General features: G+C 69.8%; 15 protein-coding genes. 5 read left to right on the top strand and 10 right to left on the bottom strand.

Annotated elements, in window-relative coordinates; genetic code table 11:
• Window positions 1-169 precede the first annotated feature (169 nt).
• Together FE811_RS09685 and FE811_RS09680 are read left to right on the top strand one after the other, a co-directional pair.
• Window positions 170-2,593, top strand: coding sequence for a heavy metal translocating P-type ATPase (locus FE811_RS09685; RefSeq protein WP_116223046.1), 2,424 nt, complete (start codon window positions 170-172; stop codon window positions 2,591-2,593).
• Window positions 2,590-3,231, top strand: coding sequence for an arylesterase (locus tag FE811_RS09680; RefSeq protein WP_140847289.1), 642 nt, complete (start codon window positions 2,590-2,592; stop codon window positions 3,229-3,231). The genes FE811_RS09685 and FE811_RS09680 overlap by 4 nt, the downstream gene beginning before the upstream one ends.
• On the opposite strand, the gene FE811_RS09675 is transcribed toward FE811_RS09680, so the two are convergent.
• The 8 genes from FE811_RS09675 to FE811_RS09640 form a co-directional block, all read right to left on the bottom strand.
• A complete protein-coding gene (locus FE811_RS09675; protein ID WP_116223048.1) occupies window positions 3,228-3,674 on the bottom strand; it encodes a copper chaperone PCu(A)C in 447 nt (148 codons plus the stop codon). The two genes, FE811_RS09680 and FE811_RS09675, sit on opposite strands and share 4 nt — an antisense overlap.
• Window positions 3,675-3,796: 122 nt before the next feature.
• Window positions 3,797-4,396 carry a superoxide dismutase gene (locus FE811_RS09670; protein ID WP_116223049.1) on the bottom strand — a complete coding sequence of 200 codons (600 nt, stop codon included), beginning with the start codon at window positions 4,394-4,396 and terminating at the stop codon, window positions 3,797-3,799.
• A 107-nt stretch (window positions 4,397-4,503) separates the two neighbouring features.
• Window positions 4,504-4,956: a hypothetical protein gene (locus FE811_RS09665; RefSeq protein ID WP_036750353.1), complete on the bottom strand. Its 453-nt coding sequence runs from the start codon at window positions 4,954-4,956 to the stop codon at window positions 4,504-4,506.
• 58 nt (window positions 4,957-5,014) lie between these two features.
• Complete coding sequence (locus FE811_RS09660; RefSeq protein ID WP_116223050.1) at window positions 5,015-5,533, bottom strand: sarcosine oxidase subunit gamma; 519 nt, start codon at window positions 5,531-5,533, stop codon at window positions 5,015-5,017.
• A complete protein-coding gene (locus FE811_RS09655; RefSeq protein WP_116223051.1) occupies window positions 5,526-8,459 on the bottom strand; it encodes a sarcosine oxidase subunit alpha family protein in 2,934 nt (977 codons plus the stop codon). The genes FE811_RS09660 and FE811_RS09655 overlap by 8 nt, the downstream gene beginning before the upstream one ends.
• On the bottom strand, window positions 8,456-8,821 hold the full coding sequence (locus tag FE811_RS09650) for a sarcosine oxidase subunit delta (RefSeq protein WP_116223052.1): 366 nt from the start codon (window positions 8,819-8,821) through the stop codon (window positions 8,456-8,458). The genes FE811_RS09655 and FE811_RS09650 overlap by 4 nt, the downstream gene beginning before the upstream one ends.
• Before the next feature lie 301 nt (window positions 8,822-9,122).
• Window positions 9,123-9,377, bottom strand: coding sequence for a hypothetical protein (locus FE811_RS09645; protein ID WP_036750368.1), 255 nt, complete (start codon window positions 9,375-9,377; stop codon window positions 9,123-9,125).
• A 157-nt stretch (window positions 9,378-9,534) separates the two neighbouring features.
• Window positions 9,535-10,806, bottom strand: coding sequence for a sarcosine oxidase subunit beta family protein (locus FE811_RS09640; RefSeq protein WP_036750370.1), 1,272 nt, complete (start codon window positions 10,804-10,806; stop codon window positions 9,535-9,537).
• Window positions 10,807-11,009: 203 nt separating this feature from the next.
• Between FE811_RS09640 and ccmI the strand changes: the two genes are divergently transcribed.
• The 3 genes from ccmI to FE811_RS09625 are packed head-to-tail and all read left to right on the top strand — an operon-like array spanning window position 11,010 to window position 12,909.
• Window positions 11,010-12,257, top strand: coding sequence for a c-type cytochrome biogenesis protein CcmI (gene ccmI, locus FE811_RS09635; protein ID WP_116223054.1), 1,248 nt, complete (start codon window positions 11,010-11,012; stop codon window positions 12,255-12,257).
• On the top strand, window positions 12,254-12,730 hold the full coding sequence (gene ruvX / locus FE811_RS09630; protein ID WP_036751867.1) for a Holliday junction resolvase RuvX: 477 nt from the start codon (window positions 12,254-12,256) through the stop codon (window positions 12,728-12,730). The genes ccmI and ruvX overlap by 4 nt, the downstream gene beginning before the upstream one ends.
• Window positions 12,727-12,909, top strand: coding sequence for a DUF1289 domain-containing protein (locus FE811_RS09625; RefSeq protein WP_116223055.1), 183 nt, complete (start codon window positions 12,727-12,729; stop codon window positions 12,907-12,909). Before ruvX ends, FE811_RS09625 begins: the two co-directional genes overlap by 4 nt.
• Here the strand turns inward: FE811_RS09625 and FE811_RS09620 are convergent.
• Together FE811_RS09620 and FE811_RS09615 are read right to left on the bottom strand one after the other, a co-directional pair.
• On the bottom strand, window positions 12,906-13,253 hold the full coding sequence (locus FE811_RS09620) for a hypothetical protein (protein WP_036751871.1): 348 nt from the start codon (window positions 13,251-13,253) through the stop codon (window positions 12,906-12,908). The two genes, FE811_RS09625 and FE811_RS09620, sit on opposite strands and share 4 nt — an antisense overlap.
• A complete protein-coding gene (locus FE811_RS09615) occupies window positions 13,250-14,161 on the bottom strand; it encodes a DnaJ C-terminal domain-containing protein (RefSeq protein WP_036751873.1) in 912 nt (303 codons plus the stop codon). Before FE811_RS09615 ends, FE811_RS09620 begins: the two co-directional genes overlap by 4 nt.
• Between the last annotated feature and the right edge of the window lie 14 nt (window positions 14,162-14,175).

Genomic DNA, 14,175 nt, shown 5'->3' with positions numbered 1-14,175 from the left:
CCTGGCCCGCCCCGTGCTGGCGGGCGACGGCCATCCGCTGCGCTGGCGCCCCGCGCCGGGCGAGGGGCCGCCGCGGCAGCCCGGCCTGCACCATGTGCCGCAACATCCGCAGGCCCCGCCCCATCCTGTCTGAATCGCGTCTTTTCCGCCATTCTGACAGGACAAAACGATGAAACATCACCCAAACGATGCCGAGCTGACCGTCTCGGGCATGAGCTGCGCCTCTTGCGTGACCCGCGTCGAAAAGGCGCTGGCCGCCGTGCCGGGGGTCGAGGAGCCGCGGGTCAACCTGGCCACCGGCCGGGCGCATTTCCGCCTGGCCGCGCCCGAGGCCCTGCCCCGCGCCGTCGAGGCGCTGGCAAGCGCCGGCTACCCGGCCGAGCCGCTTGAAACCCGCCTGGCGATCGAGGGCATGAGCTGCGCCTCTTGCGTGGGCCGGGTCGAAAAGGCGCTGGCCGCGCTGCCCGGCGTGGATTCGGCGCAGGTGAACCTGGCCACCGCCAGCGCCACCATCCGCCATTCCCCCGCCGTCGCGCCGCAGGCGCTGGCCGATACCGTGACCGCCAAGGGCTATCCGGCGCAGGTGCAGGCCGAGGCCGGCCATCACATGCACGACCATGGCGGCGACGCGGCAGCGCTGAAGCGCAACTTCCTGATCGCCCTTGCGCTGACCCTGCCGGTCTTTGTCGCCGAGATGGGCGGCCATGCCTTCCCGGCCTTCCACCATTGGCTGCACATGGCGCTTGGCCAGCGCACGCTGTGGGTGCTGGAGTTCCTGCTGACCACGGCGGTCCTGGCCGGGCCGGGGCGGATGTTCTTCCGCATCGGCTTTCCGGCGCTGATGCGCCGCGCGCCCGAGATGAACAGCCTGGTCGCGCTTGGCGCCTCGGCGGCCTGGCTCTATTCGACGGTGGCGACCTTTGCGCCGGGCGTGCTGCCGCCGGATTCGGTGCATGTCTATTTCGAGGCCGCCGCCGTCATCGTGACGCTGATCCTGCTGGGCCGCTGGCTCGAGGCGCGCGCCAAGGGCCAGGCCGGCGACGCCATCCGCCGGCTGATCGAACTTGCGCCCGACAGCGCCCATGTGGAACGCGGCGGCCAGATCGTGGAAGTCCCGGTGGCCGAGCTGCGCCCCGGCGATATCGTGCATCTGCGCCCTGGCGAGCGGGTGGCGGTAGACGGCGTGCTGACCGAGGGCAGCGGCGCGGTGGACGAATCCATGCTGACGGGCGAGCCGGTGCCGGTCGCCAAGCAGCCCGGCGATCCCGTGACCGGCGGCACGGTGAACGGCAATGCGGCGCTGGCCTATCGCGTGACCGCGACCGGCGGCGACACGGTGCTCGCCCGCATCATCCGCATGGTCGAGGACGCGCAAGCCACCAAGCTGCCGGTGCAGGCGCTGGTGGACCGCATCACCGCGGTCTTCGTGCCGCTGGTGATGGGGCTGGCGCTGCTGACCTTCGTGCTGTGGATGATCTTCACCGGCGCGCTGGGACAGGCACTGGTTGCGGCGATCTCGGTCCTGATCATCGCCTGCCCCTGCGCCATGGGGCTGGCGGTGCCGGTCTCGATCATGGTCGGCACCGGGCGCGGGGCCGAGCTGGGCGTGCTGTTCCGGCGCGGCGATGCGCTGCAAAGGCTGGCCGAGGCGCGCATCGTCGGCTTCGACAAGACCGGCACGCTGACCCAGGGCGCCCCCGCCCTGACCGCGCTGGAGGCCGAGGACATCGCCCCCCTGGACGCCCTGCGCCTTGCCGCCGCGGCCGAGTCGCGTTCCGAGCATCCGCTGGCCGCCGCCATCGTCGGCGCCGCGCGGGACAAGGGGCTGGACCTGCCCCCGGCCGAGGCGGTCGCGGCCAATGCCGGGCGCGGGCTTTCGGCGCGGGTCGAGGGGCGCGCGCTGCTGATCGGCAATGCCGCCGCGCTGGCCGAGGCGGGCATTCCCGCCGCCCCCGCCCTGATCGCCGCGGCCGAGGGCTGGGCGGCGAACGGCGCGACCCCGGTGCATCTGGCCGTGGACGGCCGGCACGCCGCCGCCATGGCGCTGGCCGATCCGATCCGCCCCGAGGCGGCCCAGACCGTGGCCGAGCTGCACGCGCTCGGCCTGCAAACCGAGATGATCTCGGGCGACGTGCAGGCCACGGCCGAGGCGGTGGGCCGCAAGCTGGGCATCGACCGCGTGACCGCGGGCGTGCTGCCCGAGGGCAAGCTGGCCGCCATCCGCGAGATGGGGCCGGGCACGGTCTTCGTCGGCGACGGCATCAACGACGCCCCGGCGCTGGCCGCGGCCGAAACCGGCATCGCCATCGGCACCGGCACCGACGTCGCCATCGAATCGGCCGAGGTGGTGCTGGTCGGCGGCGATCCGATGGGCGTGGCGCGGGCCATCCGCCTGTCACGCAGCGTCATGCGCAATATCCGGCAGAATCTGTTCTGGGCCTTCGGTTACAATGTGGCCCTGATTCCCGTGGCCATGGGGGCGCTGGTGCCCTTTGGCGGGCCGCAGATGTCACCCATGCTGGGGGCCGGGGCGATGGCGCTGTCCTCGGTCTTCGTGGTCAGTAACGCGTTGCGATTGAGGCGTGCCGCATGAAGCTGAAAGCCCTTGCCCTGATCCTGGCCCTTGCGGCCGCACCGATGGCGGCGGCGACGCCGCTGCGCATCCTGGCCTTTGGCGACAGCCTGACCGAGGGCTACGGCCTGCCGCGCAAGCACGGGCTGGTGCCGCAATTGCAGGACTGGCTAAGGGCGCGCGGCCATGACGTGCTGGTGCTGAACGGCGGGCTTTCGGGCGACACCACCGCCGGCGGGCGGGTGCGGATCGGCTATTCGCTGGCCCGCCACAAGCCCGACGCGGTGATCGTCGAGCTGGGCGGCAACGACCTGCTGATGGGCTTTTCCCCCGCCATGGTCGAGGACAACCTGGATTCGATCCTGGGCCAGGCCGGCAAGACCGGCCGGCCGCTGCTGCTGGTCGGCATCGCCTCGCCCGACCATGACGAGCCGCTCAGCCGCGACTGGGCCGGGATCTGGCCGCGCATGGCCGCGCAGCACGACGCGCTGCTGATGGAGAACCTGTATCAGCCGCTTTTCGACCTGCCGGACGAAGGCTACAGGACCATGCTGCAAGCCGACGGGCTGCATGCCTCGGCCGAAGGCGTCGGGCTGATCGTGCAATCGCTGGGCCCCAAGGTCGAGGCGCTGATCGAAAAGGCCGAAGGCCGGCGCTAATGCCCCGCAGCGGGTCCGGGCATGCGCCCGTTATCCACCGGCAGGCGGGTTTCGACCCTGCCGCAGGGGCCGAAGTCCAGCGTCAGCGCCAGCTGGTCGCCATCCGCAAGCGGTTGCTTCAACCCCATCAGCATCACATGGTCGCCGCCTCGCGCCAGTTCGTGCCACTCGCCGGCGGGAATGCGGATCGGATCCGCCTTGACCATCCGCATCACGCCGCCCTCGTCGCGATGGGTATGCAATTCGACGCGCTCGGCCGCGTCCGAGGCGACCGAGGAAAGCGTGCAGGCATCGGCGCCGCGATTCTCGATCACCATGAAGGCGGCGCCGGAGCGCGGATTGGCGGCGCGGGCATAGCCGTCACGGACGACCAGCGCCGCATCCTGGGCCGGCGCGGCAAGGGGGATCAGGGCCAGGCAAAGGGCGGGCAGCAGCGGTTTCATCTCGTCTCCTTGCGCATCGGGCAAAGCCTGGCGCCGGATGCGCCCCGCCGCAACCCGATTCCGCCCGCCATGGAAAAGGCCCGCCGAACGGGGCGGGCCTTGATGCGGCGTCTTGCCGGGGGTCAGAGGCGCGAGGCCACGTTTTCCCAGTTCACCAGCTTGTCGAGGAAGTTTTCCAGGTATTTCGGCCGCGCGTTGCGGAAGTCGATGTAATAGCTGTGTTCCCACACGTCGCAGCCCAGCAGCGCGGTCTGGCCGAAGCAGAGCGGGTTCACCCCGTTCTCGGTCTTCGTGATCTTGAGGCTGCCGTCCTTGTCCTTGACTAGCCAGGCCCAGCCCGAGCCGAACTGGCCGACGCCGGCCTCGGCGAATTTCTTCTTGAACTCGTCCACCGAACCGAAGGCTTCGGTCAGGGCCTTTTCCAGCTCGCCCGGAATGGCGCCGGGGTTCGGGCCCATCATTTCCCAGAACTGGGCATGGTTCCAATGCTGGCTGGCGTTGTTGAAGATGCCGTTCTGCGCCACGGCCCCCGACTGGTAGGTGCCCTTGACGATGTCCTCGAGGCTCTTGCCTTCCCATTCGGTGCCGGCGATCAGCTCGTTCAGCTTGTCGACATAGGCCTTGTGGTGCTTGTCGTGGTGGTATTCCAGCGTCTCCTTGGACATGCCGCCAGCGGCCAGCGCGTCGTGAGCATAGGGAAGATCGGGAAGCGTGAAGGCCATTTTCGATTTCCTTTCCAACGGTTTCGGATTGTGTTCTGGCACAGGAGCCAGTCGGGGAAAAGCCCTGTCGGCCGCTAAACGCCTTCAAGGCGGCGCGGGTTCCTGCCCTATCCCCCGCCGGGCGAGCCGCAGGCCCCGGTCCCGGTCATGACATTGTCATAGCCAAGCGCCGTCGCCGTCACCCGCGCGCTGCCATCGGCCTTTTGCACCGTCAGCCGGTAGTCCAGCCGCTCGGTCCGCTGCCCCGAGGCATTGCGCACCCCGGCCAGCGCCCAGCCATAGGTGCGGCTGGTGCGGTCGTCGGCGGTGATCCTGGCCTCGATCGGCTGGCCGAGGATGCGTTGCAGGATCGGGTCGAAAACCTCGATCCGGCCCTGGCGCGGGCCGGAGGTCTGGCGGGTCATCATGATGAACTCGGGCACCCAGCCGGTGCCGCTGTGGTCGATGATCTGGCACATCATCACCACCGGCGGCTCTTGCCCCCAGTCCTGCGCCATGGCGGCGGGAACCGGCAAAATCAGGCCGGCCAGAAGAATGGGCAGAGGCAGGGCGGGGCGCATGGAATCAACCGGGTGGCTTTCACCCCATCCATACGCCGCCCTGCCGCGGCCACAAGTCCTAGCGCGGGCTAAGCTGCGTGCCCGGCGCCGCCGCGCCGGTCAGGATGCCGCGCAGATAGTCGGTGACAGAGCGGAAGCCGATCAGCACATAGCCGCCCGGCTCGCGCCAGATGCCGCAGGCGACCTGGGCCGCGCGGGTGCGGCGCAGCCCGTCCTCGGGCATGGCCGCCAGGTCGGTCGGGCACAGCTTCATCAGCACGTCCAGCGCGCGGGCGCCCTGGATGCGGAACACCGCGCGCATGTCGCTGACATCCAGCGCCAGCGCGTGCTCGGTCGCAAGCGCGTCCTGCAACGCGGCCAGCGCCTCGGCCGTCTCGGCCCGCGGCAGGATCAGCAGCAGCTCGTCCGGCGACATCCAGCCAAGCGAACGGCTGCCGTCAGCGGTGATGCGGCCCTGTTCGGGCAGCGCGACCCCTGCCGCCCCGGCGATGGCATCGCCCGCCCGCGCCAGGTCGGCGCGGATCTGGATCATGCCCCAGTCCTGCACCTGAGAGATCTTCGCCAGTGCCTCAGCCATTCGCCCGGCTCCCTTCCTTGTCATAGAAGACCGGATCGACGATCCGCGCCTTGTAGCTTTCCTGACCCGCGACGGGGAACTCCAGCACCTCGCCCATGCGGTCCGGCCCCTGCCGCACCAGGCCCATGGCGATGGGCCGGTCGAGCGTCGGTGACATGTAGGTCGAGGTCACGCGGCCCTGCACCTTGCGCTGGCCATTGGCGTTCACGCCCTGGTCGACCGCATAGACCCCGTCGGGCAGCACCCGGCCGTCCACGCTTTCCAGGCCCACCAGCTTCCAGCGGCCGGGATCGGTCATGAAGCTGCGCTCTTGCGCACGCTTGCCGATATAGTCGGTCTTTTTCTTGCTGATCGCCCAGGACATGCCCAGATCCTGCGGGATCACCGTGCCGTCGGTTTCGTCGCCGATCATGATGAAGCCCTTTTCGGCGCGCATGACGTGCATGGCCTCGGTGCCGTAGGGGGTGATGTTCAGGTCGCGCCCGGCCTCATGCAGCTTTTCCCAAAGCTCCAGGCCCCGGTTCGCGGGCACCGCCACCTCGAAGGAAAGCTCGCCCGAGAAGCTGATGCGATAGACCCGCGCCGGGATGCCGGCGATCTCGCCCTCGATCCAGCCCATGAAGGGCAGCGCCTCGGGCGACAGGTCGATCTGGCCGCCCAGCCGCTCCAGCAGCACGCGGGCCTTGGGGCCGACCACGGCGACCTGCGCCCATTGCTCGGTGACGTTGGCGGTCCAGACCTTCCAGTCCCACCATTCGCATTGCAGCCAGTCCTCGAAATGACCGTGCATGCGGTCGGCGCCGCCGGTGGTGGTATGGACCAGCCAGGTGTCCTCGCTGAGCCGCGCGGCCACGCCGTCGTCGATGAGGAAGCCGTTCTCGTTGCAGATCAGGCCATAGCGGCACTTGCCGACCGGCAGGGTGGACATCATGCCGGTATACATCATGTCGAGGAACTTGCCCGCATCCGGGCCCTTGACGATGATCTTGCCCAGGGTCGAGGCGTCGAGCGTGCCGACCGAGGCGCGCACCGCGCGGATCTCGCGCGCCACCGCGTCGCCATGGCTTTCGCCGCCCTTGGGGTAGCAATAGGGGCGGCGCCAATGGCCGACCGGCTCGAAGAAGGCGCCCTGCGCCTCGTGCCAGCCATGCATCGGCGTCTTGCGCAAGGGCTGGAAGATCTCGCCCCGCGCCTCGCCGGCGATGGTGCCCAGCGTCAGCGGCGTATAGGGCGGGCGGAAGGTCGTCGTGCCCGTGGCCGGGATCGGCTGGTTCAGCGCATTGGACAGCACGGCGAGGCCGTTGATGTTGCTGACCTTGCCCTGGTCGGTCGCCATGCCCAGCGTGGTGTAGCGCTTGGTATGCTCGACGCTGTGATAGCCTTCCTGCGCGGCCAGTTCGACATCCGAGACCTTCACGTCGTTCTGGAAGTCGAGCCACATCTTGAACTTCATCTTGCGCGTGGCGTGGGCCGGCATGACCCAGACCGGCATGGTCGCCGCCTCGGCCTGCGCCCCGGTCAACTCCGAGACCAGCAGGTCGCCCGCCGCCGCACCCACGCAGCTGGCCATCGCCTTGCCGTCGGCCCCGGTCGGGGGGCGGTTCGGATCGGGCGCGAACATCGACTGCGCGTCGGACCAGTTCAGCTTGCCGCCGCAATGGCTCCACAGGTGGACGACCGGCGACCAGCCGCCGGACATGGCGACGCAATCGGCATCCACGGTCTCGGTCACCTGGCCCGAACCGGAATGGGCGCAGATCTTGACCGCCTCGACCGCCTGGCCGCCCTTGATGCCGGCAACGGCGCAGCCGGTCAGGACGCGCACGCCGCGGGCGCGGACAGCCGCGGGCAGCGCGCCCTCGGCCGTGCTGCGCGCGTCGATCACCACGGCGACTTCCAGCCCCGCATCCAGCGCCACCAGCGCGGTGCGATAGGCATCGTCGTTATTGGTGACGACGACGATCCGGCGGCCCGGCGCCACACCGTAATTGTCGATGTAATCCCGCACGGCCGAGGCCAGGATCACGCCCGGCACGTCGTTGCCGGCAAAGCTCAGCGGCCGCTCCAGCGCGCCGGTGGCGACGATCACATGGCCCGCGCGGAGGCGCCACAGGCGCTGGCGCGGAATGCCGGCGTTCGGGTCGTGGTCGGCCAGCGATTCCCGCACCAGCAGATAGCCGTGGTCGTAAAGCCCGGTCGCCTGGGTCGAGCGGCGCAGGGTGACATTGGCCATCCCCCGCAGCTCGGCCAGCAGCGCATCGACGCGGGCCTGGCCCTCGGCATGGTCGGTGGGGGTGCGGCCGCCGAAATGCGGCGTCTGCTCGACCAGCCAGACCGATTTGCCCTCGCGGCCCGCGTCGCGGGCGGCGGTCAGCCCGGCGATGCCGCCGCCGACGACCACCACGTCCACATGGGCATAGGCCTGTTCGTACTTGTCCGGGTCGGCCTCGGTCGGCGCCTTGCCCAGGCCGGCCGAGCGGCGGATGATCGGCTCGAACACATGCTTCCAGAACGGGCGCGGATGCATGAAGGTCTTGTAATAGAAGCCCGCCGGGAAAAAGCGATACATCCAGTTGTTGATCGCGCCGATGTCGGCGTTCAGGCTGGGCCAGCAGTTCTGGCTGGTGGTGGCCATGCCGCCGACCAGCGGCGTGGTGGTGGCGCGCTGGTTCGGCTCGAACCGGCCGCCCTGGCCAAGGCCCAGCAGCGCGTTCGGCTCTTCCGCGCCCGAGGCGATCGGGCCGCGCGGGCGGTGATACTTGAAGCTGCGGCCCATCATCAGCTGGCCGTTCGCCAGCAGGGCCGAGGCCAGCGTGTCGCCCGCGACCCCGCGCATCTGGCGGCCGTCGAAGCGGAAGGGCAGTTGATAGGCGCGGTCGATCAGGCGGCCGCCGCGCGGCAGGCGGAAGGGTCCGGTCTGGGTCATGCGTTCAGGCTTTCGGCGGAGGTTTCGGCGGCGGCGGGCGTCCAGTCGGGCTGCCAATCCGGGCGGGCGGCCTGGACTGCGGCGACGATCTCGGGCGTGGGATGCGGGGTCTGGGCGCTGTAGGTGCCAAAGACCTGCAGCGTGGCGGTGTCACGCGCCGCCATGAACCACTTGCCGCAGCCATAGGCATGGCGCCAACGCTCGAAATGCACGCCCTTGGGGTTCTTGCGGGCGAACAGATAGGCCTCGAACTCGGCATCGGACGAGCCGGGGCCGAAGCGCTTCAGATGCGCCTCGCCGCCGGGCTGCAGCTCGGTTTCCTCGGCCGCGACGCCGCAATAGGGACAGGTCAGGGTCAGCATGGATCACTCCTTGGGCGGCAGGACGCGCAGGCGGGCCGGCGCCCAGGGGGTCGGCCGGGCGCGCATGGCGGCAATGGAAAGCGAAAGGTCGATGAAGGGCGCGCAGCCGGCAATGCCCGGCGCGGCGGCGCGGGCTTTGCGGCTTGCAGAGAGGGGGCGCGGGTGCGCCGCGCTTGGGCGCAGCAGGTCATCGCCGGGGCAGCCCGCGCGGCCGCCGAACACGGCATGGCCAGAAGCCGAGGGGCAAATCGCCCCCCGGCGCTGGAGAGAGAGGGCGCCCGAAGGCGCCGAAAGGGGCGCCTTAGTTGGCCGGAGCCGGGGTGGCAGGCTCGGCCGGGGCGGGAGCAGCGGGATCGGCCGGAGCAGCATCGGCCGGCGGCTCGACCGAGACGGCGCCGTCATCGACAGGTGCGGGTTCGGACGAGACGGCCGGCGCGGTCGGCGGCTCGGTCGCGGTTGGCTCGGTGCCTGAAGACACGAACCAGTAAATGACGACCAGCACGACGACGACGACGCCGACGATGAGCCAGAGGTTGCTCTTGTTCTGTTCGGCCATGAAGAAAACTCCTTGGTCATGGTGACGTAATCCAACAATTCACCAGACGAGGAACAGTTTCCCAACCCTTGCGAAAAATTTTCCGCCGCAACCGGCACTTGGGCAAAAATCGGCCCAAAAACCGCATGCGCCGGCAGGATCATGCCCGCGCTGCGCATCAATGCGCCACCCCCGCGGCGACGCTTTCGTCGATGAAGCGGCCCTGGACGAAGCGGTTCAGCCCGAAATCGGCGGCCAGCGGGCCGGGCTGGCCCTTGGCCACCAGTTCCGCCATGGCCCAGCCCGAGCCGGGGATGGCCTTGAAGCCGCCGGTGCCCCAGCCGCAGTTGACGAAGATGTTGCCGACCGGCGTGGCCGACAGGATGGGCGAGCGGTCGCCGGTCATGTCGACGATCCCGCCCCATTGCCGCAGCATCTTGAGCCGCGACAGCATCGGGAAGGTCTCGATCAGCGCGCGCACGGTTTCCTCGACATGGTGCCAGGAGCCGCGCTGGGTGTAGTTGTTGAAACCGTCGGTGCCGCCGCCGATCACCATCTCGCCCTTGTCGGATTGCGACAGGTAGCCGTGGACGGTGTTGGCCATGATGACCAGGTCGCAGCAGGGCTTGATCGGCTCGCTCACCAGCGCCTGCAGCGCCAGCGATTCGATGGGCAGGCGGAAGCCCGCCATCTCGGCCAGGACCGAGCTGTGGCCGGCGGCGATCAGCGCCAGCTTGTCGCATTCGATCCGGCCCTTGCCGGTGTTCACCGCCCTGACCTGGCCGTTTTCGGTCTCGATGCCGGTCACTTCGCAGTTCTGGATGATATGCATGCCCATGGCCGAGCAGGCGCGGGCATAGCCCCAGGCCACGGCGTCGTGGCGGGCGGTGCCGCCGCGTTCCTGGTAAAGCCCGCCCAGGACCGGATAGCGCGGCCCCTCGATATTGATGATCGGCAGCATGTCCTTGATGCGCTTGGGGCTGACCCATTCGGTCGCCACGCCCTGCAGCTGGTTGGCATAGACGGTGCGCTTGTAGCCGCGCACCTCATGCTCGGTCTGCGCCAGCATCAGAAGGCCGCGCGGGCTGAACATGATGTTGTAGTTCAGATCCTGCGACAGGTTTTCATAAAGCTTCAGCGCCTTGTCATAGATCGCCGCCGACGGGTCTTGCAGGTAGTTCGACCGGATGATGGTGGTATTGCGGCCGGTGTTGCCGCCGCCCAGCCAGCCCTTTTCGATCACCGCGACATCGGTGATGCCGAAATTCTTGCCCAGGTAATAGGCGGTGGCCAGGCCGTGGCCGCCGGCCCCGACGATGACGACCTGGTATTTCTTCCTGGGCTCGGGGCTGGCCCAGGCGCGTTTCCAGCCGGTATGCAGCCGCATCGCCTCTTTCGCGATGGCAAAGACCGAATAGCGGCCGGTGCTGGAACTTGCAGATGCGGGCATGGGGGAACCTCTTGCGACTCGATCCATGCAGAGTGAAGCGAGGGCGGTTTTCGGGCAAGCCGCGTTGCGACGGGGCGATTGTCGAATTGCGTCAGGGGTCGGCGCAGATGTCCCGCGGTCCAGTTCGCGATTTGTCGCAGGGCTTTGACTTTCTCGGCCAGCGGAAAACCGCTATCACCGGACCAGCCAAAGAGAGGAAGCCGATGTTCTGGATCATCTGCGCCGCGCTGGCGGGGGTGGTGGCCGTGGCCATCGCCGCGCCGCTTCTGCGCCGGCAGGGCGAGGCGGCCGAGCCCGCCGCCGCCTATGACCTGCGAATCTATCGCGACCAGCTGCGCGAGGTCGAGCGCGATCTGGAGCGCGGCGTGATCGACACGGCGGATGCCGAGCGGCTGCGGGTCGAGATCGGGCGCAAGGTGCTGGCCGCCGACCGCGCGCTGGAACGCGCCGGCAGCACCCGGCGCAGCGCCGGCGGCTGGGCGGCGCTGGCGTTGCTGGCCGTGCTGCTGGGCGGGGCCTTCCTGACCTACCAGCGCCTGGGCCAGCCCGACCGGCCCGACGCCCCCATCGCGCAGCGCATCGCCCAGGCGCAGGAGCTTTACGACACCCGCCCCAGCCAGGCCGAGGCCGAGGCGCAGGCCCCCCGCCCCGCCCGCCCCGAGCCCGACGCCGACTATGTCGCCTTGATCGAGCGGCTGCGCGAGGCGGTCATGAAGAACCCCAACGACCCGCGCGGGCTGGAGCTTCTGGCCGAGCACGAGGAGCGGCTGGGCAACCTGGTCGCCGCCAAGGATGCGCAGCGCCGGCTGGTTGCCCTGCGCGGCGACAAGGCCAGCGCCGAGGATCTGGCGCGGCTGGCCGGGCTGACGATCGAGGCGGCGGGCGGCATCATCACCCGCGAGGCCGAGGATACCGTGGCCCAGGCCCTGGCGCGCGATGCCCGCAATCCGCAGGCGCGCTTCATGGCCGGGCTGCTGCACCTGCAGAACGGCCGGCCCGACCAGGCGTTTCCGGTCTGGGCCCGGCTGCTGGCCGAGGGGCCCGAGGACGCGCCCTGGATCGCGCCGATCCGGGGCTCGATCCAGGATCTGGCCTGGTTTGCCGGCCACCCGGACTATACCCCGCCGGAACCCGCCGCCTCGGGCACGCCGGGCATGCCCAGCCTGCCCGCGATGCCCGGCCCGGATGCCGACGCCATGGCCGCGGCCGAGGAAATGACCGCCGAAGAGCGCCAGCAGATGGTCGAGGGCATGGTCAAGGGGCTGGAGACCCGGCTGGCCACCCAGGGCGGCACGCCCGAGGAATGGGCGCGGCTGATCTCGTCCCTGCCGGTGATCGGGCAAAAGGACCATGCCGACGACATCCTGGGCGAGGCGCGCAAGCAGTTCGCCGGCGATGCCGCGGCGCTGGAGGTGATCGAGGCGGCGGCAAAACAGGCCGGGCTGGAATGATCTGCGAGAACGTCGAGAGCTTTGCCGCAGCCCTGCCCCGCACCGGCGCCGTCGCCGGGCTGGACCTGGGCACCAAGACCATCGGCGTCGCGGTCAGCGACGGGCTGCGCAGCGTCGCCTCGCCGCTGACGGTGATCCGGCGCACGAAGTTCACCGTCGATGCGCAGGCGCTGCTGCAGATCGCCGCCGACCGGGCGCTGGTCGGGCTGGTGCTGGGCCTGCCGCGCAACATGGACGGCAGCGAGGGGCCGCGGGCGCAATCGACCCGCGCCTTTGCCCGCAACCTGGAACGGCTGACGCCGCTGCCGATCACCTTCTGGGACGAGCGGCTGTCGACCGTCGCCGCCGAACGCGCGCTGCTGGAGGGCGACACCTCGCGCAAGCGCCGCGCCGAGGTCATCGACCAGGTCGCGGCCGGCTATATCCTGCAAGGTGCGCTGGACCGGCTGCGCTTCCTGGGGGCCGGCGGATGAAGCCCTCGACGCCTTGCGTCAACATCTGCCGGATCGAGCCGGCAAGCCGGCTTTGCACCGGCTGCCTGCGCAGCATCGACGAGATCGCCGGCTGGGGCCGCATGACCGAGGCCGAGCGGCTGGCGATCATGGCCGAGCTGCCCGGCCGCGCCCTGCCCGGCTGCGGCAGGGCGGACTAGCGCGTCACCACCCGCACCTCGCGGATCGCGGCCTTGAGCCGCACCCGCGTCTCGACCGGCTCGCGCGCCACCGCGTCCAGGATCGCCCGCATGTCGCCCCTGAGCCCGTGCAGCTGGTCGACCAGCGACAGCACCAGGGCCAGCGCCTCTTCGTCCAGGTGATAGCCCTCGGCCAGGTCGACGACCAGGCTCAGCCGCGCCAGGTCGATGTCGCGAAACAGCGGACCCTGTTCGGATTGCACCGGCACGACCACGCCGGCGCGGATATAGCGCTCCAGCTGCTCGGGCGTCAGGTCGCTGATCGCCTCCAGCGTCTCGGCCAGGGTATGATGGGGCTGGGTCATTTTCCCCTCCTCGGATCATAGGCATGGTTCTGGCGCCACTCTTCGATGAAGCGGGCCAATTCGTCGTCGACCCTGGGCGGCATCACGATCTTCAGCACGACATGCTGGTCGCCGCGCCGCCCGTCCGCGCCCCTGATGCCGCGGCCCTTCAGCCGCAGCTTCTGGCCGGAGCTGGCGCCGCGCGGGACGGTCAGCATCACCGGGCCGTCGATGGTCTGCGCCTCGACCTTGCCGCCCAGCACGGCCTCGTCGATGGTGATGGGCAGCGTGGTCTCGACGTCGTTGCCGTCGCGCTTCCAGTCGGGATCCTCGGCCACGATCAGGGTCAGCAGCGCGTCGCCCGGCTCGCCATTGCCCATGCCGGGACCGCCCTTGCCGCGCAGCCGGATGACCTGGCCGTCATGCGCGCCCTCGGGGATCTTGACCTCCAGCACGCTGCCGTCGGGCATGGTGATCCGGGTCGAACCGCCGCGGGCCGCCGTCATGAAGTCGATCTCCAGGGTAAAGCGCTGGTCGGGGCCGCGCATGTCGAAGCTGCGCGCCCCGCCGCGCCGGCCGCCGCCGCCGGCACGGCCGCCGAACAGGTCCGAGAACACGTCCGACAGATCGTCGAACCCATGCGGCTGGCGATAGGGGTTGTCGCCCGATTCGGCATATTCGCGATAGTAATGCCGCTGCGGCTGCTCCTGCCCCTGGGCGTCGATCTCGCCGCGGTCGAAGCGGGCGCGCTGCTCGGGGTCTTTCAGCAGGTCATAGGCGGAAGAGGCGGCCTTGAAGCGCTCATGCGCGGCAGGATCGGGATTGAGGTCCGGGTGGTCGGTCTTGGCGATCCGGCGATAGGCTCGCTTGATGTCGTCCTGGCTGGCGTTCTTGCCCAGCCCCAGCGCCTTGTATGGATCGTCGGCCATGGCCGCGGCTTCCT

It is taken from the genome of Paracoccus sp. FO-3 (assembly GCF_006386455.1).
Lineage (GTDB): Bacteria > Pseudomonadota > Alphaproteobacteria > Rhodobacterales > Rhodobacteraceae > Paracoccus > Paracoccus versutus.
This window is presented reverse-complemented; position numbering and strand designations above follow the sequence as displayed.